The organism is Sphingopyxis witflariensis (genome assembly GCF_002205635.1).
Taxonomy (GTDB): Bacteria; Pseudomonadota; Alphaproteobacteria; order Sphingomonadales; family Sphingomonadaceae; genus Sphingopyxis; species Sphingopyxis witflariensis.
Genome location: NZ_NISJ01000003.1, coordinates 131423 through 157883, shown reverse-complemented (window position 1 = coordinate 157883; position 26461 = coordinate 131423). Strand labels below are relative to the sequence as shown.

Below are 26461 nucleotides of genomic sequence, written 5' to 3'. Positions count from 1 at the left end.
GCTAGAACTTGGTTCCGGCCCGCAGCCCGATCGTTTGCGGTCGGTTCACCAATATCTGCACCCGCGTGTTGCACTGGCCGCAGTTGGAGAAGCGCGCCAGTTCGGCGCGTTCGTCGAACGCATTTTCGAGGAACATCTCGAGGCTATATTTGCCGAAATCATAGCCCACCGCAAAATCGACCGTCGTCGATCCGCTGATCCGTCCCAGATCTGTCGCCTGTTCCACCCGGATGTCGGCGGTGGCCGAGCTGCGATGCGCGATCACCGATTGGAAGTGCATCTCGCCCGACCCGACCGGGAAGGCATAGCGCAGCGTCGCATTGGCGTTGAACTTCGGCGTGATCGGCAGGCGGGTGCCCGCCGGCGCGGCGACGTCGGGGCCGGTACAGGAAAAGGTCGGATCGTCGATCTTGCACAGATTGTTGCGTGTCTTGGCGTCGGTATAGGATGCCGCGGCGGTGATCGTCAGCCCTTCGGTCGGACGGACATTGATATCGGCCTCGATGCCGCGAATGCGGGCGTTGGGGCCGTTGTGGATCTCGGTAAAGCTATTCTCGCCGAGGAAGGAGAATTGGAATTTCTTCCAATCCTGTTGATAGATTGCGGCATTCAGGCGCACCGCGCCATCGGCCAGCGTCGATTTAATCCCCAGCTCATAATTGGTCAGGAAGTCGGCGGCATAGGATCCGACCGACGCGCGCCGGTTGATCCCGCCGGGGCGGAAACCGCGCGACCAGGTCGCATAGGTCATCAGATCCTCGGTCGGTTTCCACGTCAGGTTCAATTTGTGCGTGAAACCGTCGTCCTTGGTCCGCTTGGGCACCAGCTTGCCATCGACGAAATCGGCCAGATTCGTGCAGGGGCTGCCGTCCACGGCCGCTGGCAACAAAGTGCCGCCGGGATTGTCGCGCAGGATTGCGCCTGTCGTCGTATAACATCCCGCGACCCCGGTGCGCGAGCTGCCCGCGCCGTTGAAGGGCGGGCCGGCGGGGTTGCGGCCAAATCCGAAGAAGCCGATCAGGCTGTTGTCATATTTGAAATAGCGCCCGCCGCCGGTCAGCGTCAGGTTCGGCAAAATGTCGAAACTCGCCTCGCCGAACGCCGCATAATCCTTGTCGACGCGCTTTTGCTCGGTCAGCCACAGCGTTCCGGGCCTGCCGTTGACCGACATGAGATCGGCCAGCCCAGGGACCATATAATCCTGGTGGATCGCATTGCTCTGGCGCTGATAGAACAGCCCCGCGACGACGCGGAAGCGTTCGTCCTGCGGCGACGCGACGCGGAATTCCTGGCTCATCTTGCGGAAATGGTCGGTGCCGATGATGAACTGGCGCGGGTCGATATCGTTGCCGGCATTATCCTCGAGATAGAAATAGCCCGCCAGGCCGCCCGAGGTTTCATACAGCTTGTCATAAGCCTCGGCATAATCGGTATAATCGTTGATCTGATAGGCTTTGCGATCGAGATAGGCACCGGCGTAAGTGACGTCGAAATTGCCCAGCTTGCCCTCGATCGTCAGCGCCGCCTGGATGAAGCGGTCGCTGCGATTGTCGGGATAGAAGCGCTGGACCTGCAAATCGCCGACCCGTGGATCCTGCGCGAAGGTGCCGTGGCTGGTCTGCTTTTGATACAGCACGGTCGGGGTCACCGTCCAATTATCGTCGAGATCGACTTTCAGCGCGGCGCGGCCGCCATAGACCTCGCTGTCGTTGAAATTCTTTTTGACGAATTCGTCATTGTCGACAGTGATGCCGCCCGGCGTCGGCAGGAAGCTGCGCGTCCCCGCCACATTGTCGATATAGCCCGCGTTGTGCTGATACCAGCCGACGACGCGCAGCGCGGCCATCTCGCTGATCGGGAGGTTGACCATGCCCTCCAGCCGACCGCCGATGTCGCCGCTCTTGACGCTGTTGATCTCGCCATCGACGCGACCTTCGAAACCGGCGGTGCTCGGCTTGTTGGTGATGATACGGATCGTGCCGGCTTGCGACGACGCGCCGTAAAGCGTGCCCTGCGGTCCGGCGAGTGATTCGATGCGCGCGATGTCATAGACATGGATGTCGAGCGTGCCGCCGATGGTCGTCACCGGTTGTTCGTCCAGATAGACGCCGACGCTGGGCAGCGAACCCGAATGATTGCCGTCGCCGCCGCTGGCGACGCCGCGCATATAGACGGTGGTCACGCCCGGCTGGCTCGACTGGAACGAAACGCTGGGGAGCAATTTCGAGAAATCTTCAAAATTGGTGACGTTGAGCTGGTCGAGCTTGCGGGTGCCCAGTGCCTGGATGCTGATCGGCACATTTTGAAGATTTTCTTCGCGCTTTTGCGCGGTGACGACGATCTCATCGTCGTCACCCCTGCTGGGGGTCTCCTGCGCCATCAGTGGGAGGGAAGCCAAGACACTGCTAGACAGCGACGCCAAAAGTAATGCGCGGCAAGAAAAACGGACCGACATAAAAGTCTCCCCCTGGAGGTCGCACACCGCTGGTCGTGATGGCGACGATGGGGGAGTTTTCTACAGTTCCATGGCCTCGTCAATCGAGGTGAGGGGCATTATGCCGCCGAACCGGCGGTTTCAGGCGCACTATGATAAAATTGCCACAATAGGTTCAGGGAGCGGCCGGATATTGCGCCAATACTGGCCCCAGCGCGTCTTTCAGCGGCTGCAACTGCGCCTCCATCGCGCGCCATTGCCCGACCCCGTCGCTGTTGATCGGCCGCCGCACCTGTTCCGAACTTGCGGTGCGCACCGCGCGGTCATTGGCATAGAAATGCAGGCAGGCCTCTTCAAAGGGCAGGCCGAGATATGCGAGCAGCGCGCGCACCTCCGATTCCAGATCGGCGATCAGCCGTTCGTGGATCACGCGGTGAACCCGTCCCGGCAGCACGGCGTCGAAATGATTGAGCAGGTCGGCATAATCGGCATAATAGCGCCCCATATCCGTCTGGCTGTAGCTGAACGCCTGACCGCGCGCGAAATGCTGCTTGAAGTTGGAGAAACAGCAATCCATCGGATGGCGCCGCGCATCGATGATCTTGGCACGAGGCAGAATCAGCTGGATGAAGCCGATGTGCAGCCAGTTGTTCGGCAGTTTGTCGATATAGAAGGGCTTGGCGCTTTTGCGCTGGATGCTTGTGTCGTGCAGAAATTGCTCGCCCAAAGCGCGTGCGTCGGCGGCGGTGAGCTGGGCGATCCCGCCCTGATTTCGCGCCTTTGCGGCCAATTTGGGAATGTCGGGCAGTTCCATCGTGCCCTCGACCATTGAATGGCTCGCCAATATCTGTTCGATCAGCGTCGACCCGGCGCGCGGCATGCCGATGATGAAAATGGGATCGGGCGCGTCGGCGCCAAAATCGCGCCGCGCTTCGAAAAACTCGGGGGTGTAGAGCGATTTGGCATGATCCACCGCAGCACGCGTCTGGTCAGCATCATAGGGGATCAGCGCCTTGCGCTGGGCATTTCCGTCCGCATAGTGGCGAAACGCAATCTCGGCTTGCCGCCGGTCCTCATGCGCCTTGCCGAGCGCGAAATGCAGGTGAAAGCGATCCTCGGCGCTGATGTCGCGCCGGTCCAGTGCCGCCAGCATCGCCGCGACGTCGGCGTCGTCGAACGCGACGGTCTTGAGGTTGGCGAGGCTCCACCACACTTCGCCCAGCGCCGGGGCGAGGATGAGCGCGCGACGATAGGCGGCGACGGCGTCGGTCTGCCGTCCGACCGTCTTGAGCATATGGCCATAGGACATCCAGATTTTCGGCTGTTTGGGCAAGGTCACCAGAACCTGCTCATAAAGTTCCAGCGCTTCGTCAAACTCGCCGACCCGCCCCAGCGCGGCGGCTTTCAGATTGGCATTGGCCAGATTATCGGGGTCGAGCAGTTGCAACTGTTCTAGCTCGGCCACGGCTTCTGCCGACCGTCCCTGCCGGTGGAGGATGGTTGCCAGATTGGACCGCGCGGCAAGGAAATCGGGCGCGATCTCCAGGGCGCGGCGCAGCAGATTTTCGCTGTCGCGATACCGTTCGATCCTTGCCGCCAGTTCGGCGAGCATACGGATCGCGGCGACGTCAAAAGGATCGCGCTTCAATTGCGCCTTCAACAGCGGCTCCGCCTCATGCAGTCGCCCGTCGTGAAGCGCCAGCGCCGCAGCCATCATTTGCGGATTTGCCAATCCTCGCGCGATGGATTTGCGGACCTGGTCGGACACGCCGCGATCAGCCCTTCGCCGCCCGCGCCTTGGCGACGGCTTCGCGCAGCCCGGCATAGCCGATCTGGCCCTGCATCAGCTGGTCGCCGATGATCCAGGTCGGAGTGGCGTTCAGCTGCAACTGGGTCGCGATGGCGAGGTTGCTGTCGAGTTCGCGCTGGAACAGGGCCTCGTTTGCGGTCGCATCGGCGCTGCCGTCGGTGACGACGCCGACCTTCTCGGCTGCTGCGGCGATCGCCGTCTTGTCGAGCGAGCCCGCCGCGAACATCGCATGGTGGAAGGCGTCATATTTGCCCTGACGTGCGGCGGCGAGCGCCATCAACGCGGCGTCGCGGCTTTGCGGGGCGATGATCGGCAATTCGCGGAACACTACCTTAACGCGCTTGTCCTCGCGGATCAGCCGGTCGACGTCGGGGACGCTGGCGCGGCAGAAACCGCAGGCATAATCGGTGAAGACGACCAGGGTTACATCGCCATTGGCGTTGCCCGCCCATGCGCCGGCATAGGGTTTTTCGAGCGCCGGGCGGATCGCGTCGATCGCTTTTGCCATTTCCGTGTCGCGCTGGGCTTCCAGCGCCTCGGGAATGATTTGGGGATTGGCGTGGATATAATCGGCGACGATCGTTTCGACCTCGCTCTTGCTCATCCCGCCGCCGAAACGCCCGCCGAGCCAGAATATCATGCCGAGCAGCGCGAGGCCGGCGATTCCGACCAGCCATTTGCGCGAGGTTCCGCCGTCCATTTCCATACCCTTGATCTGTGGCAGGCGCGGGGCGGCCATAGCCTTCGCGCTCGCCGCCGTTTTGGTGGCGGCCGGTGGCACATGCGGCGAACGGTCGTCGCTTTCCACTGCCGCGCGCGGTGTCGGCGCAGTGGCCATCGGAGGCTCGCCCGCGAACAGCGGCAGATCGGGCGCGTTCGACCGTTCGACCGCCTGTTCCGCAGCTTCCTCACGCGCCAGCAATTGCGCGAGCCCCGACGGCGGCGGGGGCAAATCCTCGTGCGGGGTCGGCAGCAATTTGGTCGCGGCGTCGCCAAGGCTGTCGCGCAGGCTTTCGGTGCCTGCCCGTGCGGCCTGACCGATTCCGGCCTTGGTCTTGCCGGCGACTTCGCCCAGTCCGCGCCCGGCGTCGCTCGAGATTTTGGCGACCTTGTCGCCCAGCGCCATTTTCTCCCACGCCTCGCCGCTCGCGGCGGCAGCGGCGCGTCCGGCACGCGCCGAACCGCTGCCGATCGTGCGCGCGGTGCGGGCGGCGATGATGCCGCTGCGCTGCGCTAGGTCGCGCGACCGGCGCGGAATTTCCATCGCCTCGACGCGCGCGGGGATATCGGCGCGCTCGCCGACGCGGATCGTCCAGTCGGCAAAGGCGGCGCTTCCGGTGCGGACGGCCTGCCAGATGTTCGCGGCGCCCGCCTTCAACGCTTCGGGTTTCACCAGCGGCGGACGCGGGGCTTCATCGCGCGCGGGATAGCGCGTCAGATCGATACCGACCGGCGGAGCGTCCTTCGGTTTGGCGAGGCCTTCAGTGGCCATGGGACGCTGCGCGTCGCGCGGCAGCGGCGTTTCCGCCGGCTCCTCGCGTAGCCATGGCTGGTAATATTCATCGTCTTTGTTGTTGGTCACTTGTCGCCCTTGTGCATCACGGATTTGCGATGCCTGTTCCATATTCTGCTTGAATCTAACGCCGTTTGCGTTCGCGTTCCACTTCGGTGCGCGAGACCAGCGAAATATCCTGTGCACGAATCCAGTCGGGCGACCCTTGGGGCAGGCCCTGCATCGCGGTTTCGGCATTACGCAGTGCGAGCGATGCCTGTCCACCCTGCAACTGATAACGTTCGGCCGAGGCGAGCGCGGCGCGCGCCTGATCGCCCTTGTTCGCATAGACGATACCGAGCTGATACCAGGCGAAGGGGTTTTGATTGTCGAGCGCGACCGCAGTCTTGAGCACCTCTTCGGCCTCGGCATAATTGGCCGGGTCTTCGGTCGCGATCAGCGCATGCCCCAACGTCGCGCTGATCAGCGGCTGCGACCGCGAAATGGTGACCGCCTTGCGCAGCGCCGGAATCGCTTCCTTGGGGCGCCCCGATTCGAGCAGGATCTGGCCTTCGAGCTCGAGGAAATAAGGGTCGCTCGGATTGGTTGCGAGCAGCGCTTCGACCTCGGTCAGCGCCTTTTGCGGATAGGCGCTCCTATGCCAGGCATAGGCACGGGCATAGCGCGCCGGAATGCTGCTGTTGCTCTCGGGGAATTTGCGCAGCGTCCGATCGGGGTCGGCCATGAAACCCGAAAGCTTGGCCTTCACACGCTGGAACCGCTTTTCGATTTCGGGATCGGCGGGCTTGGTCCACGCCGGATCGATCACATAGACCTCGCGCAGCGCCTGAATGCGGTCGCCCGACATCGGGTGGGTGCGGCCATAGGCCTGATCATCGTCCTGCTTGACCCCATAGCGGAACTCGAGATTCTGCAATTTCTTGAAAAAAGCCAGGCTGCCGCGGCCGCTGATCCCGGCTTTCGACAGATATTGTGAACCGGCGGCGTCGGCGGTCGATTCCTGGACGCGGGTGAAGGCGAGGAACTTGCCGAGCGCGGCTTGCTGGCCCGCCATCATGACGCCCATGCCGGCCTCGCCTGCGCCCGCCGCAATCGCCGCGGCCCCGAGCAACAGGCTGAGCAGCGAGATGCCGGTTGCGGTCTTGGCGCCTTCGTTGACGCGGATTGCGTGGCCGCCCATTACATGGCCCAGTTCGTGCGCGAGCACGCCCTGCACCTCTTCGGCGCTGTCGGCGGCCTCGATCAGCCCGCTGAAAACATAAATATCCTGGCTGCCCGCAACAAAGGCATTGATGCTCGGGTCACCCAGCAGGTGGACGCGGACCTGTCCGCGCTGGAGCCCTGCCGCCTCGGTCAGCGGGTCCATCATATCCTGTAACAAGACTTCGGTTTCGGCGTCGCGCAGGATGGATTGCGCCATCGCCGGACGCATCGCGACCGCGAACATCGCCAGCAATGTCAGGATGATGCGGAAAAGCTGGCGCGGGGCATCGGCCCCGGGCGCGATGGGATGTGGGGGAGAACTCATCTCCCGCTGTCTTGCGCCGCGCGCCTGAACCCCGACTGAAGCCATGGGGGTGTTGTGGGGGCCAAGGCGCGCGGAAGCAAGGCCTTGGGCAAGAGCGGGCATCGCGATTTGCGCCGTGCCATATGACGAAAGGCCGGGACCTCGACCGTGCGACGATGCGCGACGGTGAGCTCCCGGCCTTTGCCGGATGATGATTCACGCAAACAGGCGAATCACCTCAATGTTTCGGCGCGACTAGTTGCCGAAAGTCCGCTGCCACCAACCACGGCGCGGTTCGCCGTCGGGGCCGAGGCCTTCGCCTTCGGCGTCCCCATCGGCGCCCACCGCTTCGGCATTCACCGATTCGGCTTCGCGTTCGACGGCGGCTTCGGGTGCGGCTTCAGCGGCCACGGCCTTTTTGGCGCGGCTGGCGCGCTTCTTGGGCGCGGGCTTGGCAGGCGCTTCTTCGGGCGCGGCTTCGACGGCTTCAGGCGCCGCTTCGGCTTCGACAGCAACCGCTTCGGCCGGGGCCGGAGCGACTTCTGCCACGACCGTTTCAGCTTCCGTCTTGGCGGCGTCGGCCTTGGTCTTGCGCGGCGCGCGCTTGCGCTTCGGCTTTTCGGCGGGCGCTTCTTCTGCGACCGGTTCGGCGGCTTCGGCTTCGACCGGGGCGATCTCTACCGCAGCTTCGGTCTCAGCCTCGACTTCGGCGCCGGCTTCGCCCGCATCGGTCTTCGGCTTGCGACCGCGACCACCACGGCGACGACGCGGCTTGGTTTCGGCCTCCACGACCTCGGCGTCGCCTTCGGCCGGTGCCGTCTCTGCGGCATCGCCTTCAGCTGCGGTTTCGGTTTCGCGCTCAGCGTCATCTCCGGCTTCGCTGCCTTCGCCTTCGCTGCCTTCGGCGATTTCATTGCCGTCCTCGTCGCGGCGGCCGCGGCGGCCACGGCGGCGACGGCGGCGACGCTTGCGGCCTTCGCCGTCGGTGTCGCTTTCCTCGCGTGCTTCGCGCGGCTGGCGGGCGGGACGTTCTGTGACCTCTTCGGCTTCGGCTTCGGTTTCTTCTTCCTCGTCGAAGAATTCCTCGTCCTCATCATCCTCGATCGGAGCGATCGGGGCGAAGCTGCGGCGCGCGATTGGCGGCGGACCGCTGACCTCGACCGCCATGCGTGCGCCTTCGGTTTCGCCGTCGGGCAGGATCTCGACCGTGACGCCGTAGAGTTCCTCGATCTCGCGCAGTTCGCGGCGCTTTTCGTTGAGGAGGTAGAAGGTCGCTTCCTGGCTCGCGCGGAGCGTGATCCGGCTGCCCTTACCGCGTGCGGCTTCTTCTTCGATCAGGCGCAGCGCGCTGAGGCCCGCCGACGAAGCGGTGCGGACGAGGCCGGTGCCTTCGCAATGCGGGCACGGACGCGTCGAGGCTTCGAGGACGCCGGTGCGCAGGCGCTGGCGGCTCATCTCCATCAGGCCGAAACCCGAGATGCGGCCGATCTGGATGCGCGCGCGATCATTCTTCAGCGCATCCTTCATCGCGCGCTCGACCTTGCGGACGTTCGAGCCATGATCCATGTCGATGAAGTCGATCACGACCAGCCCGGCCATGTCGCGCAGGCGCAATTGGCGCGCGATTTCATGCGCGGCTTCCAAATTGGTGCTGACTGCAGTCTGCTCGATATTATGCTCGCGCGTCGACCGGCCCGAGTTGATGTCGATCGACACCAAGGCCTCGGTCGGGTTGATCACCAGATAGCCGCCCGATTTCAACTGGACGACGGGATTGAGCATCCCCGCCAGCTGATCCTCGACGCCGTATCGCTGATAGAGCGAGACCGGGTCGGCATATTGCTTCACCCGCCGCGCGTGGCTCGGCATCAGCAATTTCATGAATTGCTTGGCGGCCTTGTAACCCTCGTCGCCCTCGACGAGCACTTCCTCGATATCCTTGTGATAAATATCGCGGATCGCGCGCTTCACCAGGTCGCTGTCCGAATGGATCAGCGCCGGGGCGCTTGATTCGAGCGTCTTTTCGCGAATCTCGTCCCAGACGCGGGCGAGATAGTCGAAGTCGCGTTTGATCTCGACTTTCGTGCGCGCCATGCCCGCAGTGCGAACGATGCAGCCCATCGTCGGCGGCAGGTTCATTTCGTCGACCATCGCCTTCAATTTGCGGCGATCGGCGCCGTTCGAAATCTTGCGGCTGATCCCGCCACCGTGCATCGTGTTGGGCATCAACACGCAATAACGGCCGGCGAGGCTGAGATAAGTGGTCAGCGCCGCGCCCTTGTTGCCGCGTTCTTCCTTGACGACCTGAACCAGCATCACCTGACGGCGACGGATGACGTCCTGAATCTTGTAGCGGCGGCGCAGCGACATGCGGTTTTCACCGTCTTCGTCGTCATTGCGGCGGCTGCGTCCGCGGCCACCCTTGCGGTTGTTGTTGCCCCGGCCGCGTCCACGGCCCCGGCGATCGCCGCGGCCATCCCCGTTTCCTTCGGCGCCTTCGGCTTCACCTTCGGCGCCCTCTTCGGCGTCGCCGCGCTTGGAGTCCTCATGGTCATGGTCGTCATCACGGTCGTCGTCATGGTCTGAATCGGCATGGGCGTCGCCATGCTCGTCATCGTCATGATATTCGACGTCGGCGACATCGCCTTCCAGCTCGTCGAGGTCTTCCTCAGCGCGCTGAGCCGCAGCGGCGGCATGTTCGGCCTCTTCGCGCAGCAGGGCTTCGCGATCTTCCTTCGGAATCTGGTAATAATCGGGGTGGATTTCGCTGAACGCCAGAAACCCGTGGCGATTGCCGCCATATTCGACGAACGCCGCCTGCAGCGACGGTTCGACGCGGGTTACTTTGGCCAGATAGATATTGCCCTTGAGCTGCTTATGCTCGGCGGACTCGAAATCAAACTCCTCGATGCGGTTTCCCTTGGTGACGGCGACCCGGGTTTCTTCCCGGTGCCGCGCGTCGATCAACATGCGCGTGGTCATTATAAACACTCCAGGCGCGCCGTGGCGCGCCAGTTAAAAATCCCGCAAACGCCTTTGAGCAGCGGTCGCGGCGGAAAAGGGTGAAACGAAAAAAGACGTTATTGCCGCGTCCTGGCTGCGTCCGGCCACGCATATCTGCGTGATGGTCCGGTCCGCGCATACGGTCTTCACGTCCAGCGACGGCCGGGGCGAAAGCGCCCGCGTCGCGGAGTGAAGAGAGCATGGCAAGCCACATGCGGCATCAACCTGTTACGGGATGAGCGGGCGGGCAGGGCGGGCGTAAGGCGAACGCCCCGACTGTCCGGTCAACCGGGTGGACTGGCGGCACATCGCCATTCCCCGCGTGTCCGGCACCAGGGCAGCCATGATCCGCAGATTCGCGGGTCAGGCCTTCCCCTCAAAAGGCCGGACGGCGCCGGGAACGACACCGCCAGTGGAGGCCGTGCTAGCATCGGCATGTCCCGACGGCAACCACAACCACCGTACAAAGATGGGTTATACCACGGATGTTGCAAGAAGCGCGCACCGCCGGACGGGGCGAATCGCCCGCGAAGCTTGCCGCTTTGTCGCGATATCGCCCGCTATAGCCACGGATGATTTCATCATGCTCCGTCGCGGCGGGCTGGCTGATTTGGATTATGCGCTGGACCATTGCCGGGCGGCAGCGGCATAGAGACGGAATGAGCCTGCTGCTCGTCCTGATGACGATGATGTCCCACCCCGCAGCGGCGCTCGCGGGACCGATAGATGCGACCGGCGCCCGCGATTCGGGCCTCTCTGCGCGCCGTCCCCACATCGAACGCCAGGCCCCTGCGCGGTTTCGCGCCAAGCCGCCCGAAAAACATTATAGCGTCACGGTGCCGATCGGCCGGGCGAAGCCGGCACTGCCGCTGCCAAGGATCGAGGGCCCCGACGACGCGCGGCTGCCGCTGGTCGTGATTGATGCCGGTCATGGTGGACATGACCCGGGCGCGCTGTCGCCGCACAATGGCAAACGCGAAAAGGATATCACGCTGGCGCTCGCCCGCGCGATTCGTGACGATCTGGTCGCGTCGGGTCGCGTCCGCGTTGCGCTTACCCGTTCGGATGATCGCTATCTGCTCCTCGAGGAGCGCTCGGGCATCGCGCGGCGGCTTCAGGCCGATCTGTTCATTTCGATCCATGCCGATGCGGCGGAGAATGAAGAGGCGCGCGGCGCGTCCATCTATACCCTGTCCGAAACCGCCTCCGACCGTGAAGCGGCGCGGATCGCGGCGCGTGAGAATCGGGCCAATATCATCAATGGTGTGGATCTCGGCGCGCACAGTAACGAGGTGTCGTCGATCCTTGTCGACCTCACCCAGCGCGAAACGATGAATCGCGCCTCCGATTTCGCCCGCCTGCTCCAGCGTGAGGCCGCGGAGGCGGTCACATTCCGTACCACCGCGCATCGTTTTGCTTCGTTCGTGGTGCTCAAGGCACCCGACACGCCATCTATCCTTTTCGAAACCGGCTTTATTTCGAACAAGGATGATGGCGAATTTCTCGCGTCGGCGGCGGGGCAGAAAAAGGTGGCGCGTGGCGTGCGCGAAGCGGTACAAGTCCATTTTGCAAGGCGGGTCGCGGCGCGATAGGCCGTTCCTGCGTTTGGCCGGGAGCCGCGGCGCTTCGGACGCGCGTTTCCCAGGCTGGCGCAGTCCGATTTTCCCGATTTGCGACGACTTGAAATTATATAGTCTTGACTATCTTTCCGCATCCACCCACGCGTCAATCCGTGGGTGACGAAGGAGAGCGGATTATATGCGTTGGAGCAATTGGTCGGGCAGCGTTGAGACCACCGCACGAATAGCCCGTCCACAAAGTGAAGAGGAATTGGCGGGGCTGATCCGCGGTGCGCGGCGGGTGCGCGCGACCGGGGCGGGGCACAGCTTTATGCCTTTGTGCGAATCGGATGATACGATCATCAACCTTGACGATCTGGTGGGCGAAATAACCATTGCTGCCGATCGCCGGACTGCGCGCATTCCGGCGGGTTGGAGTATCAAGCGTCTGACCGCCGCATTGTGGGATGAGGGGCTGGCGCTCGCCAATCAGGGCGACGTCAATCCGCAGTCGCTGGCGGGCGCGCTGGCGACGGGCACCCACGGCACGGGGGCGAGCCTCGGGTCGCTCGCGACCTTCGCCAAGGGATATCGCTTGATCGGCGCCGACGGCGAGGCACGCTGGTGCGACGCCCGCAGCAACCCCGATTTGTTCGAAGCGCAGCGCCTGTCGCTCGGCCTGTTCGGGATTGCGACCGAGATAGAGATCGCGGTCGTTCCCGCTTATTATCTGGCCGAACGGCTTGAAAGGCGGCCGTGGGCCGAAATCCGTGAATCGTTTGACGAACTTGCCGACGGGCAACGGCATATCGAATTCTGGCTGTTTCCGCACAGCGATCAGGTGATTTTGAAGACGCTCACGCCGACCGACCCCTGCGATCCGCCGCCGACCACGACCGATATCGAGGAAACCGCTTTTCGCCGCGTTCTCGACATTGCGGCCAAGGCGCCCGCGCTCACTCCCTGGCTTCAGCGTGCAATGATGCGAACCCGAATCGAGGGCGAACGAAGCGGCCCGGCGCACAATATTTTCCCTTCCGACCGCACGGCGCGGTTTGAGGAGATGGAATATGAAGTGCCGCGCGCGGCGGGGCTTGCGGCGCTCGACGAAGTGATCGGGTGGATCCGGCGCGGGCGTTTGCCGGTGACATTTCCCTTCGAATATCGCACCGTCGCGGCCGACGATATCTGGATGAGTCCGATGAACGCGGGGCCGGTCGCTGCGATTTCGATGCACCAATATAACAAAATGCCCTGGGCCAAGCTGTTCGCCGACGCCGAAGCGATTTTCCGCGGCCATGGCGGACGCCCGCACTGGGCGAAGCGGCATACGCTGACCCGCGCCGATGTTGACACGCTCTATCCGATGGCTGAGCGTTATCGTGCCGTCCGCCGTGCTGCCGATCCGGGCGGCAAATTCCTCAATCCGCATCTCGAGGCGCTGTTTTCATGAGTGACGATCTGACGCTTCACGCCCATCTGGTTGGGCGGCAGGGAAGCCGCGCTGACCTTAATACTCCGGCGCTGGTGCTCAATGTCGATGCGCTCGACCGCAATATCTCCCAAATGGCGGGCCTTGTGGCGGAGCGGGGCGTCCGGCTGCGCCCCCATGCCAAGACGCACAAGAGCGTCGATATCGCGAAGCGCCAGATTGCGGCGGGGGCGGTCGGCGTCTGTTGCGCCAAGATCGGCGAGGCCGAGGTGCTGGTCGACGGCGCCATTGCGGGGATATTGATTACCTCGCCCATCGCTGCGCCGCGTGCGATCGAGCGGCTCGCATTGCTGGCGAAGCGCGCACGCGGGTTGATGGCGGTGGTCGATCATCCGCAGGTCGCGAGGCGAATTGACGCGGCGCTGGCGGCGGCCGATGCGCGGCTTGATGTCATCATCGACATTGATCCCGGCATCGCGCGCACCGGCGTTGCTTCGGCCGAAGCGGCGGTCGCGCTGGCACAGGCGATCGCCGTCGCGCCGCGCCTTCGCTATCAGGGCGTTCAATTTTATTGCGGGTCGCAACAGCATATCGAGGATTATGCCGAACGCCGATCCGCGATCGTCGAACGCACCGACTATTTGAACGAGGTCATCGCGGCGCTGACCGCGGCGGGCTTCGCACCGTCGATCGTCACCGGTTCGGGAACGGGGACGCATCATATCGATCTTGAACTCGGCACCTTCACCGAACTTCAGGCGGGCTCCTATGTGTTTATGGACAAGCAGTATCTCGATTGCGACCTGACCGGCGGCGGGGTTCCATTCGAAGTATCGCTCACCGTCGATGCGCGCGTCGTCAGCGCGAATCATTCGGGGCTCGTCACCATCGACGCTGGTTTCAAATCGCTCTCGACCGATGGCGGAGTGGCAGTGGTCCAGCGCGGCGCGCCCGAAACCGCCTTTTTCGCTTTTATGGGCGACGAACATGCGGCGCTGATCGCGCCGGACATCGGGACCCAATTGCAACCCGGTGATCCGGTGAGCCTGACCGTGCCGCACTGCGACCCGACAGTGAATCTCTACGATCATTATCATGTCGTCGCCGACGACACGCTGGTCGCGATCTGGCCCGTCAGCGCGCGCGGTCGGTCGCGCTGACGGGGTTAATTCCCCTCCCGCTTGCGGGAGGGGTTAGGGGTGGGCGCGAGCGAAGCGAGTTCCTGCCCTCTCCATGCCCACCGGGCTGCGACTAGCGAACAAGTTCGCAAGTCTCGCTGCCCCTCCCGCATATGGGAGGGGAGTTACGTCGCCCACCGCAACCATCTTCCCTTTCATCGATACAGGCGATAGAGGCTTGGACATATGGTCGCCGACAGTCCGCCCGATTTCCGCTTGCGCCTGCGCCGCGACAGCAATGCCGTCCTTGGCTGGTTTCGCGACATGTGGACCCGGCGCTGGTTCCGATGGCTTGGTTATCTGGCGCTTTCGGGCCTGCTCGGCCTTTTCCTGATCTGGCTGATTTTCGCGCGCGACCTGCCATCGGTCGATCAGCTGCGCGACTATGAACCGCCGCTGCCGACGATGGTCCGCGATGCGGAGGGTAAGCCGGTGCATGCCTATGCCCGCGAACGCCGCGTCCAGCTCGACTATAACGAATATCCCAAGACGCTCGTCAACGCCTTCCTCTCGGCCGAGGACAAGACTTTCTTCAGCCATGGCGGGATCGACTATCCCGGCATTGCGAGCGCGATCATCACCAATGTGACGAGCAGCGGCCGTCCGGTCGGCGCCTCGACGATCACCCAGCAGGTGGCAAAGAATCTGCTGCTCACCAACGAGCTGAGCTATCGCCGCAAGGTTCGTGAGGCGATCCTCGCGATGCGCATCGAAAATGCGCTGACCAAGGAACAGATTCTCGAACTCTACCTCAACGAAATTCCGCTCGGCCGCCGCAGCTTCGGCGTCCAGGCCGCGGCGCGCGCTTATTTCGACAAGGATGTCGACCAGCTCGCGCTGCACGAAATGGCCTTCCTCGCCATTCTGCCCAAAGCACCCGAAAAATATGGCCGCGCGCGCTTCGTCGACGAAGCGCTGGCGCGGCGCAATTTTGTTCTCGGTTCGATGGCGAGCAATGGCGCGATCACTGCGGCGCAGCGCGACGCGGCGCGGGCGATGCCGCTAGGGCTCACCGACAGCGGCAACCGGGCGGTCGCTCAGGTCGGCGGCTATTATATGGAAGAGGTGCGGCGCCAGCTGATCGCCGAATTCGGCGAAACCGCCGAGGACGGACGACTCAGCGTCTATGCGGGCGGCCTTTGGGTGCGCACTCCCTATGATGCCAAGATGCAGGCTGCGGCGACCAACGCGCTGCGCCGCGGCCTCATCCGCTACGACGCGGGCAAGGGCTGGTCGGGACCGATTGCGACGATCGAGGCCGACGACAAATGGGCCAGCCGCCTCGCATCCAGCTTCATCGGTATCGATTATGACGGCTGGCGAATCGCCGCCGTGGTTTCCAAATCGCCCGGCGCGGCGCAGATCGGCTTTGCCGACGGCACAACCGGTACGCTGCCCGCGGGCGCCGCGACGCTCGGCTATCGCAAGACCGGCGGCAGCGCCTTTTCGGCGATGCGCCCCGGCGACCTGATCGCGGTCAAAGCGACCGGCGGCAATTCCTACGCGCTTAAGAATATTCCCGAAGTCTCGGGCGGCTTCATCGCCGAAAGCCCGCATTCGGGACGCATCTATGCGATGCAGGGCGGCTTCGATGTCCGCCTCTCGCCCTTCAACCGCGCGACGCAGGCCGAACGCCAGCCGGGCTCGACGATCAAGCCCTTCGTTTATGCGACCGCGCTCGACAATGGCATGACCCCCGCGACGCTGATCGTCGATGGCCCCTTTTGCGTCTATCAGGGCGCCAATCTCGGCAACAAATGCTTCCGCAACTATGGCGGCGCGGGCGGTTCGGGTGAGCATACGATGCGCTGGGGCCTCGAACAGTCGCGCAACCTGATGACGGTCAAGACCGCAAGCCAGGTCGGCATGGAACCGATCGTGGAAACGATCCAGGCCATGGGCATGGGCAAACACGAACCCTATCTCTCGACCGCGCTCGGCGCCGGATCGACGACGGTCGAAAAAATCACCAATGCCTATGCGATGCTCGCCAACCACGGCCGCGAACTGAAACCGCGCGTAATCGATTATGCGCAGGATCGCCGCGGCAAGGTGATCTTCCCGAAGAACTGGAAGCCCTGCGATGGCTGTAACAAAAAGGATTGGGATGGCCGGCCGATGCCGCGCTTCGCCAAGTCGGGCAAGCAGCTGATGGACCCGATGACCGCCTATCAGGTCGTCCATATGCTCGAAGGGGTGGTCCAGCGCGGCACCGCAGTACGCCTGCGCGATCTCGGTGTGCCGCTGTTCGGCAAGACCGGTACGACGACGGGGCCGAATGATGTCTGGTTCGTCGGCGGGACCCCCAATGTCGTCGCGGGCGTCTATGTCGGTTTCGACCAGCCGCGCAACATGGGCGGCTATGCGCAGGGCGGCAGTATGGCGGCGCCTATCTTCAAGCAATTTTTCGAAGAATCGCTCGCCGACAGCCAGCCCGTTCCCTTCGTGGCGCCCAAGGGCGTGCGGATGGTGCGGATCGACCGCCAGTCGGGCCGCCGCGTCTATGGCAGCTGGCCGGGCAGCGATCCCAAGGCGTCGATCATCTGGGAGGCTTTCAAGCCCGAAAGTGAGCCGCGCCGGACGATCCGCGAAGAGGAAATCAAGCCGATCAAGCCGGCCAGGCGGCAGGACGCACCAGTTCAGCAGGGCCCGTCGCGGCGCACCGACAGCGAATTTCTGGAGGATCGCGGCGGTATCATCTGACCCGCTGGCGCTTTCTTCTTTCCACTTTTCTTTCCTTGGGGGCCGACAAGCCCTAAGGGCATGACCACTATTTTTTCAGGAGCAAAGACATGCGCGCCGAAGCGCAGGATCATATTGACAAGATCGGTGCCGCGCTGGCGCTGCTGCGCCGTTTCCTTGACTGGGACCGCGCGGTGCGCCGGCTCGATGAGCTGAACGCGAAGGTCGAGGACCCGACGCTGTGGAACGATCCCAGAGCGGCGCAAGAGGTTATGCGCGAACGCCGCCGGCTCGACGAAGCCATCAACGCGACGCGCGCGATCGAAAAGGAATGCGCCGACACCGCCGAACTGATCGAGCTCGCCGAGATGGAAGGCGACGACGCGCTGGCTGATGAAGCCGTGGCTTCGCTGGGCATTCTCGCCGCGCGAGCCGAAGTGGACAAGATCAAGGCCTTGCTCGCGGGCGAGGCCGATGCCAACGATGCCTATATCGAGGTCCATGCGGGCGCCGGCGGTACCGAAAGCCAGGACTGGGCCGAAATGCTCCAGCGCATGTACAGCCGTTGGGCCGAAAAGCGCGGGTTCAAGGTCGAGCTTGTCGAATATCAGGCGGGCGAGCAGGCTGGCATCAAATCGGCGACGATGCTGGTCAAGGGCGAGAATGCCTATGGCTATGCCAAGACCGAAAGCGGCGTCCACCGTCTGGTCCGTATCTCTCCCTATGACAGCTCGGCGCGGCGCCACACCAGCTTTTCCAGCGTCTGGGTCTATCCGGTGATCGACGATAATATCGAAATCGAGATCAACGAAGGCGACCTCAAGATCGATACGTACCGCGCCTCGGGCGCGGGTGGCCAGCACGTCAACACGACCGATTCGGCGGTGCGTATCACGCACATCCCGACCGGGATCGTCGTCGCGAGCCAGAACGACCGTTCGCAGCACAAGAACCGCGCGACCGCGATGGGGATGCTGAAGGCGCGGATGTACGAGGCCGAGCTGCAAAAGCGCGAAGCGGCGGCGTCGGGCGAATATCAGGCCAAGACCGAAATCGGCTGGGGCCATCAGATCCGTTCTTATGTCCTTCAGCCCTATCAGTTGGTGAAGGATTTGCGGACGGGTGTGACCTCGACCGCCCCCGGCGACGTGCTCGATGGCGCGCTCGATCCCTTCATGGCGGCGGCATTGTCGCAGAAGGTGACGGGCGAAAAGGTCGAAGTGGAAGATATTGACTGATGAAGCGCGCGGTCGTCCTCGCGGCGCTGTTGCTGCTCGGCGGCTGCGATGCGCCGTGGGATGACGACAGCGATCGCTTGGAGACGGCGCGCGAATTCCCGCCCGCTGACCGTCCCGTGGCGCCGACCGTCTCGACAAAATGGTCGACCGAGGAAGCGCGCGATCGCGTCAACGAGGCCGAAGATGTCATGGATTCGGCCGACGTCCGCCCCGGCATGACTGTTGCCGACCTTGGCGCGGGTGACGGCTATTATACCGTCCGTCTCGCGCCGCGCGTCGGCGCACGCGGCCGTGTGCTGGCGCAGGACATCATGCCCGAGGTGATCGAGCGGCTTGCCGATCGCGTCGCGCGCGAACGGCTTGATAATGTCTCGCTGAAACTCGGCGCGGTCGACGATCCGCGCCTGCCCGCGGCCAGCTTCGACCGCGTTTTCATGGTCCATATGTATCATGAGATCGGCGAGCCTTACGCCTTCCTGTGGCGCCTGCGCCCCGCACTGCGCAAGGGCGGGCAGGTGATCGTCGTCGACGGCGACCGGCCGATTGCCGAGCATGGCACGCCCTTCCGCCTGCTCGTCTGCGAGTTTCAGGCGGTCGGTTACAAACTCGTGTCCTATGACGATAAGCAGCATGCCGGCGGCTATCTCGCGCGCTTCGTGCCGACCGGAAAACGCCCCGCTCCCGACCAGATCACCGTCTGCGATAATCCGTAGTGACTTCCTCACTCCCGCGGGCGGGAGGGGAGTTTCCTCTAATAAACCAGCAACCGTTCCTCGGGCGCCACATCGGCCATGAAACTGACCAGCCCCCCGGCGCAGACCTGCGGTACCAGTTGGGTCGCGTTGATGCCGGCCAGCGCCATCCCCGATTGGCACACGAACAGGCGAACCTCCATCGTGATGGCTTCCGCGACCAGCCCGGCGAGGTCGGGCTGTCCCGCTGCGCGCCGCGCTTCGTCGCCAGCGAAGGCGACGGGATCGCGCAGCAACCCTGCGGCTTCGCCCTGCAGAAAGATGCGAGCCGGACGACCGAGTGCTGTCGCTGCCATCGCAGTTTCAAGCGCAGCGTAAAGCCGCTCGCCCTCGGCCCCCGCGACGATGATACTCAGCCCCGGCATATCGTGCATCCCGGATCCTTGGCGACGCCCATCTCGCGCCAGCGCCGCTCGAGCATGTCGATGATCGCGAGGCGGCCCGAAAGCGGCGGGCCCCAGCCGGTCAGTGCGCGCACCGCTTCCAAAGCCGCCATCGTTCCGATCATTCCGGCGAGCGCGCCCATCACCCCCGCTTCGGCGCAGTTGATGCCTTCGCGGTCGGGGTCGCTGCCAACAAGGCAGGCATAGCAGGGGCGGTCGGCGCGCCAGCCTTCATAAAGCGCGACCTGCCCGTCGAACGCACCGATCGCGGCGCTGAGCAGCGGAATGTGCAGCGCGACCGAGGTTCGGTTGACGGTCAGCCGGGTTCCGAAATTGTCACAGCCGTCGAGGATCAGGTTCGTGCCCGCCAGCAACGCTTCGGCATTGGCATCGCCGAGCCGTTCGACGACCGCCACCGCATCGACATGCGGGTTGATCCGCTGCGCTACCGCAGCCGCAATCTCGGCCTTCGGGGCGGCGATGTCGGCGTCGGTGAACAGCGGCTGGCGATGCAGGTTCGAAAGCTCGATCCGGTCATCGTCGATGATTGTCAGCTTACCGATGCCCGCCGCCGCCAGATAGGTGATCGCCGGACAGCCGATCCCGCCCGCGCCGATCACGGCGACATGTGCGGCCTTCAGCTTCGCCTGCCCCACGCCGCCAAAGGCCGGCAGGATGATCTGGCGGGCGTAACGGTCGAGTTCGGCGTCGCTCAGCAACGCCTATTCGCCCGATCGCCGCGTCTTGATCGCGGCCAGCGAAGCAAGCCCTGCGGGTTCGACGTCCTTGTCGAGGCTCTCGCTTGCGACCCCGGTCGACCCGAAGCCGCCGACGCCGCGTGCGGTATCGTCGAGCGTCGCCACTTCGGCGAAGGTCGCGCGCTGGACGGGGGCGGGGACGAGTTGCGCGATGCGGTCGCCGCGCTTGATGTCGAAACTCTCGTCGCCGAGGTTGGCGAGGATCACCTTCACCTCACCGCGATAGTCGCTGTCGATCGTGCCCGGCGTGTTGAGGCAGGTGATGCCATGCTTCAATGCGAGGCCCGAGCGCGGGCGCACCTGCACTTCATAACCCGGCGGGATTGCCATTGCGAAGCCCGTCGCGACCGCGTGTCGCGTTCCGGGACGGATCGTCAGCGTCTCGGCCGCGACGACATCCATCCCCGCCGCGCCGTCAGACGCATAGGCGGGCAGGGGGAGGCCGCCGCCGTTGGGCAGGCGCTGGATGGCGATTTCAATCGCGGGAAAGGGGTGTGCGGGCATCGAGGTCATCGGCAATTTTTTCCATCAGTTTGCGGGCGACGGCCTCTTTCGGCAGCCGGTCCCAGCTGTCAACGCCGTCGGGGGTGACGATATGGACGCGGTTCAATTCGCCGCCCATCGGGTCGGACGCAACGTCATTGGCGACGATCCAGTCGCAGCCCTTGCGCGCAAGCTTCGCCTGCGCATGGGCGAGAACATCGTTGGTCTCGGCGGCAAAGCCGATCAGCAGCGGCGGCCGTCTGGGACTTTTGGCGAGGCCTGCCAGAATGTCAGGATTTTCGGCGAGCGCGAGCGGCGGGACCGCGCCCGAACCGTCCTTCTTGAGCTTTTGCACCGCGGTATCGGCGGCGCGCCAGTCGGCGACCGCGGCGACCATGATCGCGGCATCGACCGGCAGACCCTGCTCGACCTCATCGGCCATTTCGCGCGCGGTTTCTACATCGACGCGGATCACGCCGGGCGGGGTCGGCAGCTCGACAGGGCCGGCGATCAGCAATACCTCAGCGCCGGCTTCAGCGGCGGCGGCGGCGATGGCGAAGCCCTGACGTCCGCTCGACCGGTTGGCGATATAGCGCACCGGGTCGATTGGCTCATGCGTCGGCCCGGCGGTGATCAGGATGCGGCGGCCGAACAGTGGGCGGTGGTTCGCCGGGGCGAAATCGGGTTGGTTCGCCAGCGTTGCGGGCGCGGCCAGCGCAGCATCGATCGCCGCCTTGATTGCTTCGGGCTCGGGAAGCCGTCCCGGCCCATATTCACCGCATGCCATCTCGCCCTCGTCGGGCTCCATCACCGTCACCCCGTCGCCGCGCAGCGTTACGACATTGCGGCGCGTCGCAGCGTGGAGCCACATGCGGACATTCATCGCTGGCGCGGCGAGCACGGGCTTGTCGGTCGCGAGCAGCAAGGTGGTCGCGAGATCGTCTGCGATCCCCGCCGCCATCTTTGCCAGCAAATCGGCGGTCGCGGGCGCAACGACGACCAGATCGGCTTCGCGGCTCAGCTGGATATGCCCCATTTCGACCTCGTCCTTCAGGTCGAACAGACTGGTATAAACCTTATTCTCGCTCAAGGCGGCGAGGGTCAGCGGCGTCACAAATTGCTCGCCCGCGCGCGTGATGACACAGCGCACGACATAGCCCGATTTCCGGAGCAACCGGACAAGCTCGATCGATTTATAGGCGGCGATACCGCCACCGATGATCAGCAGGATGCGTTTCGCCGCCATCGTCAAACCCCTGTCAGCAGCATATCGAGGGCATTCATGATCTCGAAGCTTCTGCCTTCCAACGACATGACCGTCTCACAAATCTGATTGGCCGGAATGGCCGAAGCAAATTGGGTGTACATCACATGCTGGACCTCATCGACCATGAAAAGTGGGTTGAGCCGACGTGCAACAACCTCGAACTGGTCGGCGGTAAGGAGCGGTACGACCAACCTCGTGTTGAGATGAGCGAGCAAATCGGATTGGCAATCGAGCACCAGATCGCCATCGGCCGTCCGGCATACGTCAAATTGCGCCATCAAAATTGCCGATATTTGGCGAGCGGCAGCCCATGTTTGCGGACATATTCGTTGGAGGCTTCGATCGCGGCGCGATTCTCGTCCTTCCACGCGGTTTCACGCGCTTCCTTGACCTGCGCGGCGAGTCCCGACTGACATGCTTCGCTGACATTGATCCTGAGTCGCTTGGCCTCTTCGACCAACTCGGCGTTCAGCGACACATTCGTCGCCTTCTTCGGGCCTTCGAATCGCGCGGGACGGTTCATCGCCATTCTCCTTGCGCATAAGTTATGCGCATTCACGCGAGGGTTCAACCCAGCCAGTTCAGCGCCGCCGCCCCCGCCGCCGCGCCGGCAATCGCGGTCAGCGCATAGCGCCACCAACGCTTCCGCTCGCCCTTGTCCCACATCAGCGCGATTTCGGGCAGCGGCGGCGCCGGGGGGGCGCCGCCCTTGCGCGGCAATTGCGCGTCGAGGCGGCGGATGATGTCGGGGATCAGCGCCAGCGTCTTGCCCTGTTCGCGAATTCCGTCGGCGAGCGCGGCCTCGGGGCCCAACTCGTCGCGGATCCATTCGCTGACGAACGGTCCCGACACGTCCCACATGTTGATCTTGGGATTGAGCATCGTCGCGACGCCCTCGACCATCACCATCGTCTTTTGCAGCAGCAGCAGATGCGGCTGGGTCTGCATGTCGAAATCGCGGGTGATCGCGAACAGCCCGTCGAGCATCTGCCCGACGCTGAGTTCGCTCACCGGCTTGCCGCGCATCGGCTCGCCGACCGCGCGCAGTGCGGTCGCGAATTCTTCTACGCTGTGATAGTCGGGCACATACTGCGCCTCGAAATGGATTTCGGCGACGCGGCGGTAGTTTCCGGTGGTCAGGCCATAGAGGATTTCGGCGAGCCAGTAGCGTGCCTGCCGGTTGATCCGCCCCATGATGCCAAAGTCGACCGCCGCGATCGTGCCGTCGGCTTTTACGAACAAATTGCCCTGGTGCATGTCGGCGTGGAAATAGCCCTCGGCAATCGCCTGACGCAGGAAGGCGTGGACGAGGTTGCCTGCCAGCGCCTCCATATCGTGCCCCGCTGCGACCAGCGCGTCGCGGTGCGAAATCTTGATGCCGTCGATCCAGTCGAGCGTCATCACCCGGCTGGTCGTGCGATCCCAGTCGATTGCGGGAACCTGGAAGGTCGGCACCGCGACCATCGCATCGGCGAGTTCGGACGCCGAGGCGGCCTCGCGCCGCAGGTCGAGCTCGCGCAGCGTCCAGCGGCGGAAATTGGCAATTACCTCGCGCGGGCGCAGCCGGGCCACTTCGCCGCCAAAGGCTTCGACATGCGCCGCCGCCCATTCATAGGTTTCGATGTCGCGCGCGAACTGCTTGTCGATGCCGGGGCGGCGGACTTTTACTGCGACCTGCCGGCCGTCGCTCGTCACCGCGCGGTGGACCTGTGCGATCGACGCCGACCCGACGGGTATGGGATCGAATTCGCTATAGATGGATTCGAGCGGCGCTTCGAAAGCGGCCTCGATCTCCTGCCTTATGCGTTCGAACGCGACGGGTGCGAGCGCGTCCTGCAGCATCAGCAGGTTGCGTGCGGCGTCTTCGCCGACAAGGTCGGGGCGCGTCGCGAGCGTCTGGCCCAGCTTGACTGCGGCAGGGCCGATCGCCTGGAAGGCAGCGGCATAATCGGGGTTTTTGGGCTGGATCGTCCCGAGGCGAGCGATGCGGCACAGCCGCTTGACGCTCGTGGGCGTCGTCGGCGCAGCTTCGATTCCGCGCAACGCGCCATGGCGCGCGAGGGTGCGGCCCCATTTCAGCAGGCGGAAAATATGGGTTATGGGACGTGTCATGCCTTAGTCCCCCTCCCGCTTGCGGGAGGGGTTAGGGGTGGGGCGAGCCGCAGGCGAGCGTCTGCCGTTGCGATGCCCACCCCGTTGCGACTAACGAACAAGTTCGCAAGTCTCGCTGCCCCTCCCGCGAGCGGGAGGGGATGATCTATGTCAGTTCTCACGCTTTCCACCCGCTGTGAATCGCGACGAGGCCGCCCATGATCGGTTCGACCTTCACCGAAGTGAAGCCGGCTTCGCGGATCATCTTCGCAAATGCGGGCATCGGCGGGAAGCGGCGGATCGATTCGATGAGGTAGCGATAGCTGTCCTCATCCTGCGCGATCAGCTTGCCGAGCTTGGGCACCAGATGGTGCGAATAGGCGTCATAGGCCTGCGCGAAGCCCGGCCATTCGTTGGTAGAAAATTCGAGGCAGAAGAAGCGCCCGCCATAGCGCAGCACGCGGTGGGCTTCCTTCAGCGCGGCGGGAATGTCGGTGACGTTGCGGATGCCAAAGGCGATCGTATAGGCGTCGAAAAACTGGTCGGGAAAGCTCAGCGTCTCGGCATTTTGCTCGCTCCACACCAACGTATCGATGCCGCGTTCGGCGGCGCGTTCGACGCCGACGCCCAGCATGTCTGGGTTGATGTCGGCGACGGTGATGCTCGCGCCGCTTCTTTCCATGCGGAACGCGATGTCGCCAGTGCCGCCCGCCATGTCGAGGATCGACTCGCCTTCGCGCGGCTTCACGCGGCGCACGAAGCGGTCTTTCCAGAGGCGATGCATACCGCCCGACATCGCGTCGTTCATAATGTCATATTTTTTGGCGACGCGGCTGAACACCTCGCCGACCTTGGCGGTCTTTTCGGTCGCGGCGACCTCTTCATAGCCAAAGCTGACGGTTTCTGGGGTCGACATGGAGATGCGCCTTTGCGGGGAGTGCGGGACGTGCGCCCCGGCCTTTAGCCAAGGCTTGTTCGCCAAGCAAATGCCAGTTACCGCCGGGGCACGATGCCCGAACTTCCCGAAGTCGAAACCACCGTCCGCGGGCTTGCGCCGCACCTGATCGGCCAGCGCCTGACCCGCGTCTCGACGATGCGCCCCGATTTGCGCCGGCCGTTCCCCGTTGATCTCGCCCAGCGGCTGACCGGGGCGACCGTCACCGGCCTCTCACGCCGCGCCAAATATGGCATCATCGCCACCGACCGCGACGACCATATGATCTTTCACCTCGGCATGTCGGGCAGCTGGCGGATCGGGCCGGGCGAGCCGGGCAAGCACGACCATCTGCTCATCGACACGGCGGCTGGGCAGCGGCTGATGCTTCACGATCCGCGCCGTTTTGGTTCGGTCGATCTCGTTGCAGGCGACCCGCTGACCGGCTTTCCGGCCTTTGTGTCGCTCGGACCCGAACCTTTGTCGGACGCGTTCGATGCGCTCTATCTCGCGCAGGCGCTCGGCGGCCGCCGCGCGCCGATCAAGGCGATGCTGCTCGACCAGACGATCGTCGCCGGGCTGGGCAATATCTATGTCTGCGAGGCGCTGAACATGGCGCGCATAGCCCCGACTCGCGCGGCGACCGACGTGTCGAAGGCGAAGCTCGCGGCTCTGGTGCCCGCGATAAAGGATGTGCTCGCGGCGGCGATCGCGGCGGGCGGCTCGACCTTGCGCGACTATAAGCAGCCCGATGGCGAGCTTGGCTATTTCGCCAAGGACTGGCGCGTCTATGGCGGCGAGGGCGATGCCTGCGAATGTGGCGGCACGATCGCGCGCATCGTCCAGAGCGGGCGATCGACCTTCTTTTGCCCCAAATGCCAACGGTAATGCGGGCGATATGGCGCAATAAGGATTGACCAATCGGGCCGCTCTGGCTATGCGCGCACCCTTCGAGCAGGGTTCGGTCATCCGGTCCCGGCTTTATCCGGACATTGATTCGCCGCTTTGCGCGATTCGGCTGCTTCGGGTGATGCTGCGCTCCGACTGACTTTGACCGTTTGGAAACCGAGGAATTTATGGCCAATACGCCGCAGGCAAAAAAGCGCATCCGCCGCAACCAGGCGCGCACCGTCGTCAACAAGAATCGCGTTTCGCGCATCCGCACGCTGGTGAAGAAGGTCGAGAACGCCGTCGCCGCCGGTGACAAGGACGCTGCTGCGATCGCGCTGAAGGCTGCGCAGCCCGAAATGGCACGCGGCATTGCCAAGGGCGTTCTGCACAAGAACACTGTGGCTCGCAAATATTCGCGCCTGACCAAAAGCGTCAACGCGATCGCCTGATTCGGCTTTTCGCCGACAAGCAAAACCAAAAGACCCGCCGGTACTTCCGGCGGGTCTTTTTTGTGACTCCGACAAGTCAGATTTGTTGCGCCGCGGT

The 26461-nt window shown here is 64.0% G+C and carries 20 protein-coding genes and 1 pseudogene; 8 read left to right on the top strand and 13 right to left on the bottom strand.

Going from position 1 to position 26461, the window contains the following annotated elements:
* Position 1: 1 nt before the first annotated feature.
* The 5 genes from CDQ91_RS07275 to CDQ91_RS07255 all read right to left on the bottom strand — a co-directional run bounded on the left by CDQ91_RS07275 (position 2) and on the right by CDQ91_RS07255 (position 10246).
* Positions 2-2380 (bottom strand): TonB-dependent receptor, encoded by a 2379-nt coding sequence (locus tag CDQ91_RS07275; RefSeq protein WP_237245868.1) that lies wholly within the window; start codon positions 2378-2380, stop codon positions 2-4.
* Positions 2381-2609: 229 nt separating this feature from the next.
* The gene (locus CDQ91_RS07270) at positions 2610-4148 is read right to left on the bottom strand and encodes a tetratricopeptide repeat-containing sulfotransferase family protein (protein ID WP_088472298.1); all 1539 of its coding nucleotides are present in this window, start codon (positions 4146-4148) and stop codon (positions 2610-2612) included.
* Positions 4149-4209: 61 nt separating this feature from the next.
* Positions 4210-5826, bottom strand: coding sequence for a DsbA family protein (locus tag CDQ91_RS07265; protein ID WP_237245867.1), 1617 nt, complete (start codon positions 5824-5826; stop codon positions 4210-4212).
* Between the two features lie 55 nt (positions 5827-5881).
* Positions 5882-7285, bottom strand: coding sequence for a M48 family metalloprotease (locus CDQ91_RS07260; RefSeq protein ID WP_088472070.1), 1404 nt, complete (start codon positions 7283-7285; stop codon positions 5882-5884).
* A gap of 234 nt (positions 7286-7519) precedes the next feature.
* Entirely contained in the window at positions 7520-10246 is a 2727-nt protein-coding gene (locus CDQ91_RS07255) for an Rne/Rng family ribonuclease (protein WP_174688479.1), read from the bottom strand.
* 638 nt (positions 10247-10884) lie between these two features.
* Here CDQ91_RS07255 and CDQ91_RS07250 point away from each other — a divergent pair.
* The 6 genes from CDQ91_RS07250 (at position 10885) to CDQ91_RS07225 (ending at position 19069) form a co-directional block, all read left to right on the top strand.
* Positions 10885-11859, top strand: a complete 975-nt coding sequence (locus CDQ91_RS07250) for an N-acetylmuramoyl-L-alanine amidase family protein (RefSeq protein WP_237245866.1) — start codon at positions 10885-10887, stop codon at positions 11857-11859.
* Between the two features lie 166 nt (positions 11860-12025).
* Positions 12026-13279 (top strand): D-arabinono-1,4-lactone oxidase, encoded by a 1254-nt coding sequence (locus tag CDQ91_RS07245; protein WP_088472068.1) that lies wholly within the window; start codon positions 12026-12028, stop codon positions 13277-13279.
* On the top strand, positions 13276-14418 hold the full coding sequence (locus CDQ91_RS07240; RefSeq protein ID WP_088472067.1) for a DSD1 family PLP-dependent enzyme: 1143 nt from the start codon (positions 13276-13278) through the stop codon (positions 14416-14418). Before CDQ91_RS07245 ends, CDQ91_RS07240 begins: the two co-directional genes overlap by 4 nt.
* A gap of 204 nt (positions 14419-14622) precedes the next feature.
* Entirely contained in the window at positions 14623-17139 is a 2517-nt protein-coding gene (locus CDQ91_RS07235) for a penicillin-binding protein 1A (protein WP_088472066.1), read from the top strand.
* Positions 17140-17228: 89 nt separating this feature from the next.
* Positions 17229-18356 carry a peptide chain release factor 2 gene (prfB, locus tag CDQ91_RS07230; protein WP_088472065.1) on the top strand — a complete coding sequence of 376 codons (1128 nt, stop codon included), beginning with the start codon at positions 17229-17231 and terminating at the stop codon, positions 18354-18356.
* Complete coding sequence (locus tag CDQ91_RS07225; protein ID WP_088472064.1) at positions 18356-19069, top strand: class I SAM-dependent methyltransferase; 714 nt, start codon at positions 18356-18358, stop codon at positions 19067-19069. Before prfB ends, CDQ91_RS07225 begins: the two co-directional genes overlap by 1 nt.
* 38 nt (positions 19070-19107) lie before the next feature.
* Here CDQ91_RS07225 and CDQ91_RS07220 read toward each other — a convergent pair whose 3' ends face one another.
* From CDQ91_RS07220 to CDQ91_RS07185, 8 genes and pseudogenes are all read right to left on the bottom strand, one after another.
* Positions 19108-19482, bottom strand: coding sequence for a DsrE family protein (locus CDQ91_RS07220; RefSeq protein ID WP_237245865.1), 375 nt, complete (start codon positions 19480-19482; stop codon positions 19108-19110).
* A complete protein-coding gene (locus CDQ91_RS07215) occupies positions 19461-20210 on the bottom strand; it encodes a HesA/MoeB/ThiF family protein (protein WP_088472062.1) in 750 nt (249 codons plus the stop codon). Before CDQ91_RS07215 ends, CDQ91_RS07220 begins: the two co-directional genes overlap by 22 nt.
* A gap of 90 nt (positions 20211-20300) precedes the next feature.
* Positions 20301-20753: pseudogene (dut, locus tag CDQ91_RS07210) on the bottom strand (dUTP diphosphatase); the annotation flags it as partial.
* On the bottom strand, positions 20725-21978 hold the full coding sequence (gene coaBC / locus CDQ91_RS07205; protein ID WP_088472061.1) for a bifunctional phosphopantothenoylcysteine decarboxylase/phosphopantothenate--cysteine ligase CoaBC: 1254 nt from the start codon (positions 21976-21978) through the stop codon (positions 20725-20727). The gene coaBC and the pseudogene dut, both read right to left, overlap by 29 nt.
* 2 nt (positions 21979-21980) lie before the next feature.
* Positions 21981-22277, bottom strand: coding sequence for a CcdB family protein (locus CDQ91_RS07200; RefSeq protein ID WP_088472060.1), 297 nt, complete (start codon positions 22275-22277; stop codon positions 21981-21983).
* Positions 22277-22522 carry a type II toxin-antitoxin system CcdA family antitoxin gene (locus CDQ91_RS07195; protein WP_088472059.1) on the bottom strand — a complete coding sequence of 82 codons (246 nt, stop codon included), beginning with the start codon at positions 22520-22522 and terminating at the stop codon, positions 22277-22279. The genes CDQ91_RS07200 and CDQ91_RS07195 overlap by 1 nt, the downstream gene beginning before the upstream one ends.
* A 44-nt stretch (positions 22523-22566) precedes the next feature.
* A complete protein-coding gene (gene ubiB, locus CDQ91_RS07190) occupies positions 22567-24111 on the bottom strand; it encodes a 2-polyprenylphenol 6-hydroxylase (protein WP_088472058.1) in 1545 nt (514 codons plus the stop codon).
* Between the two features lie 157 nt (positions 24112-24268).
* Positions 24269-25006, bottom strand: coding sequence for a class I SAM-dependent methyltransferase (locus CDQ91_RS07185; protein WP_088472057.1), 738 nt, complete (start codon positions 25004-25006; stop codon positions 24269-24271).
* A 93-nt stretch (positions 25007-25099) separates the two neighbouring features.
* On the opposite strand from CDQ91_RS07185, the gene mutM reads away from it, so the two are divergent.
* Both mutM and rpsT read left to right on the top strand, forming a co-directional pair.
* The gene (gene mutM, locus CDQ91_RS07180) at positions 25100-25912 is read left to right on the top strand and encodes a bifunctional DNA-formamidopyrimidine glycosylase/DNA-(apurinic or apyrimidinic site) lyase (RefSeq protein ID WP_088472056.1); all 813 of its coding nucleotides are present in this window, start codon (positions 25100-25102) and stop codon (positions 25910-25912) included.
* Positions 25913-26100: 188 nt separating this feature from the next.
* Positions 26101-26364 carry a 30S ribosomal protein S20 gene (gene rpsT, locus CDQ91_RS07175; RefSeq protein WP_088472055.1) on the top strand — a complete coding sequence of 88 codons (264 nt, stop codon included), beginning with the start codon at positions 26101-26103 and terminating at the stop codon, positions 26362-26364.
* Positions 26365-26461 lie beyond the last annotated feature (97 nt).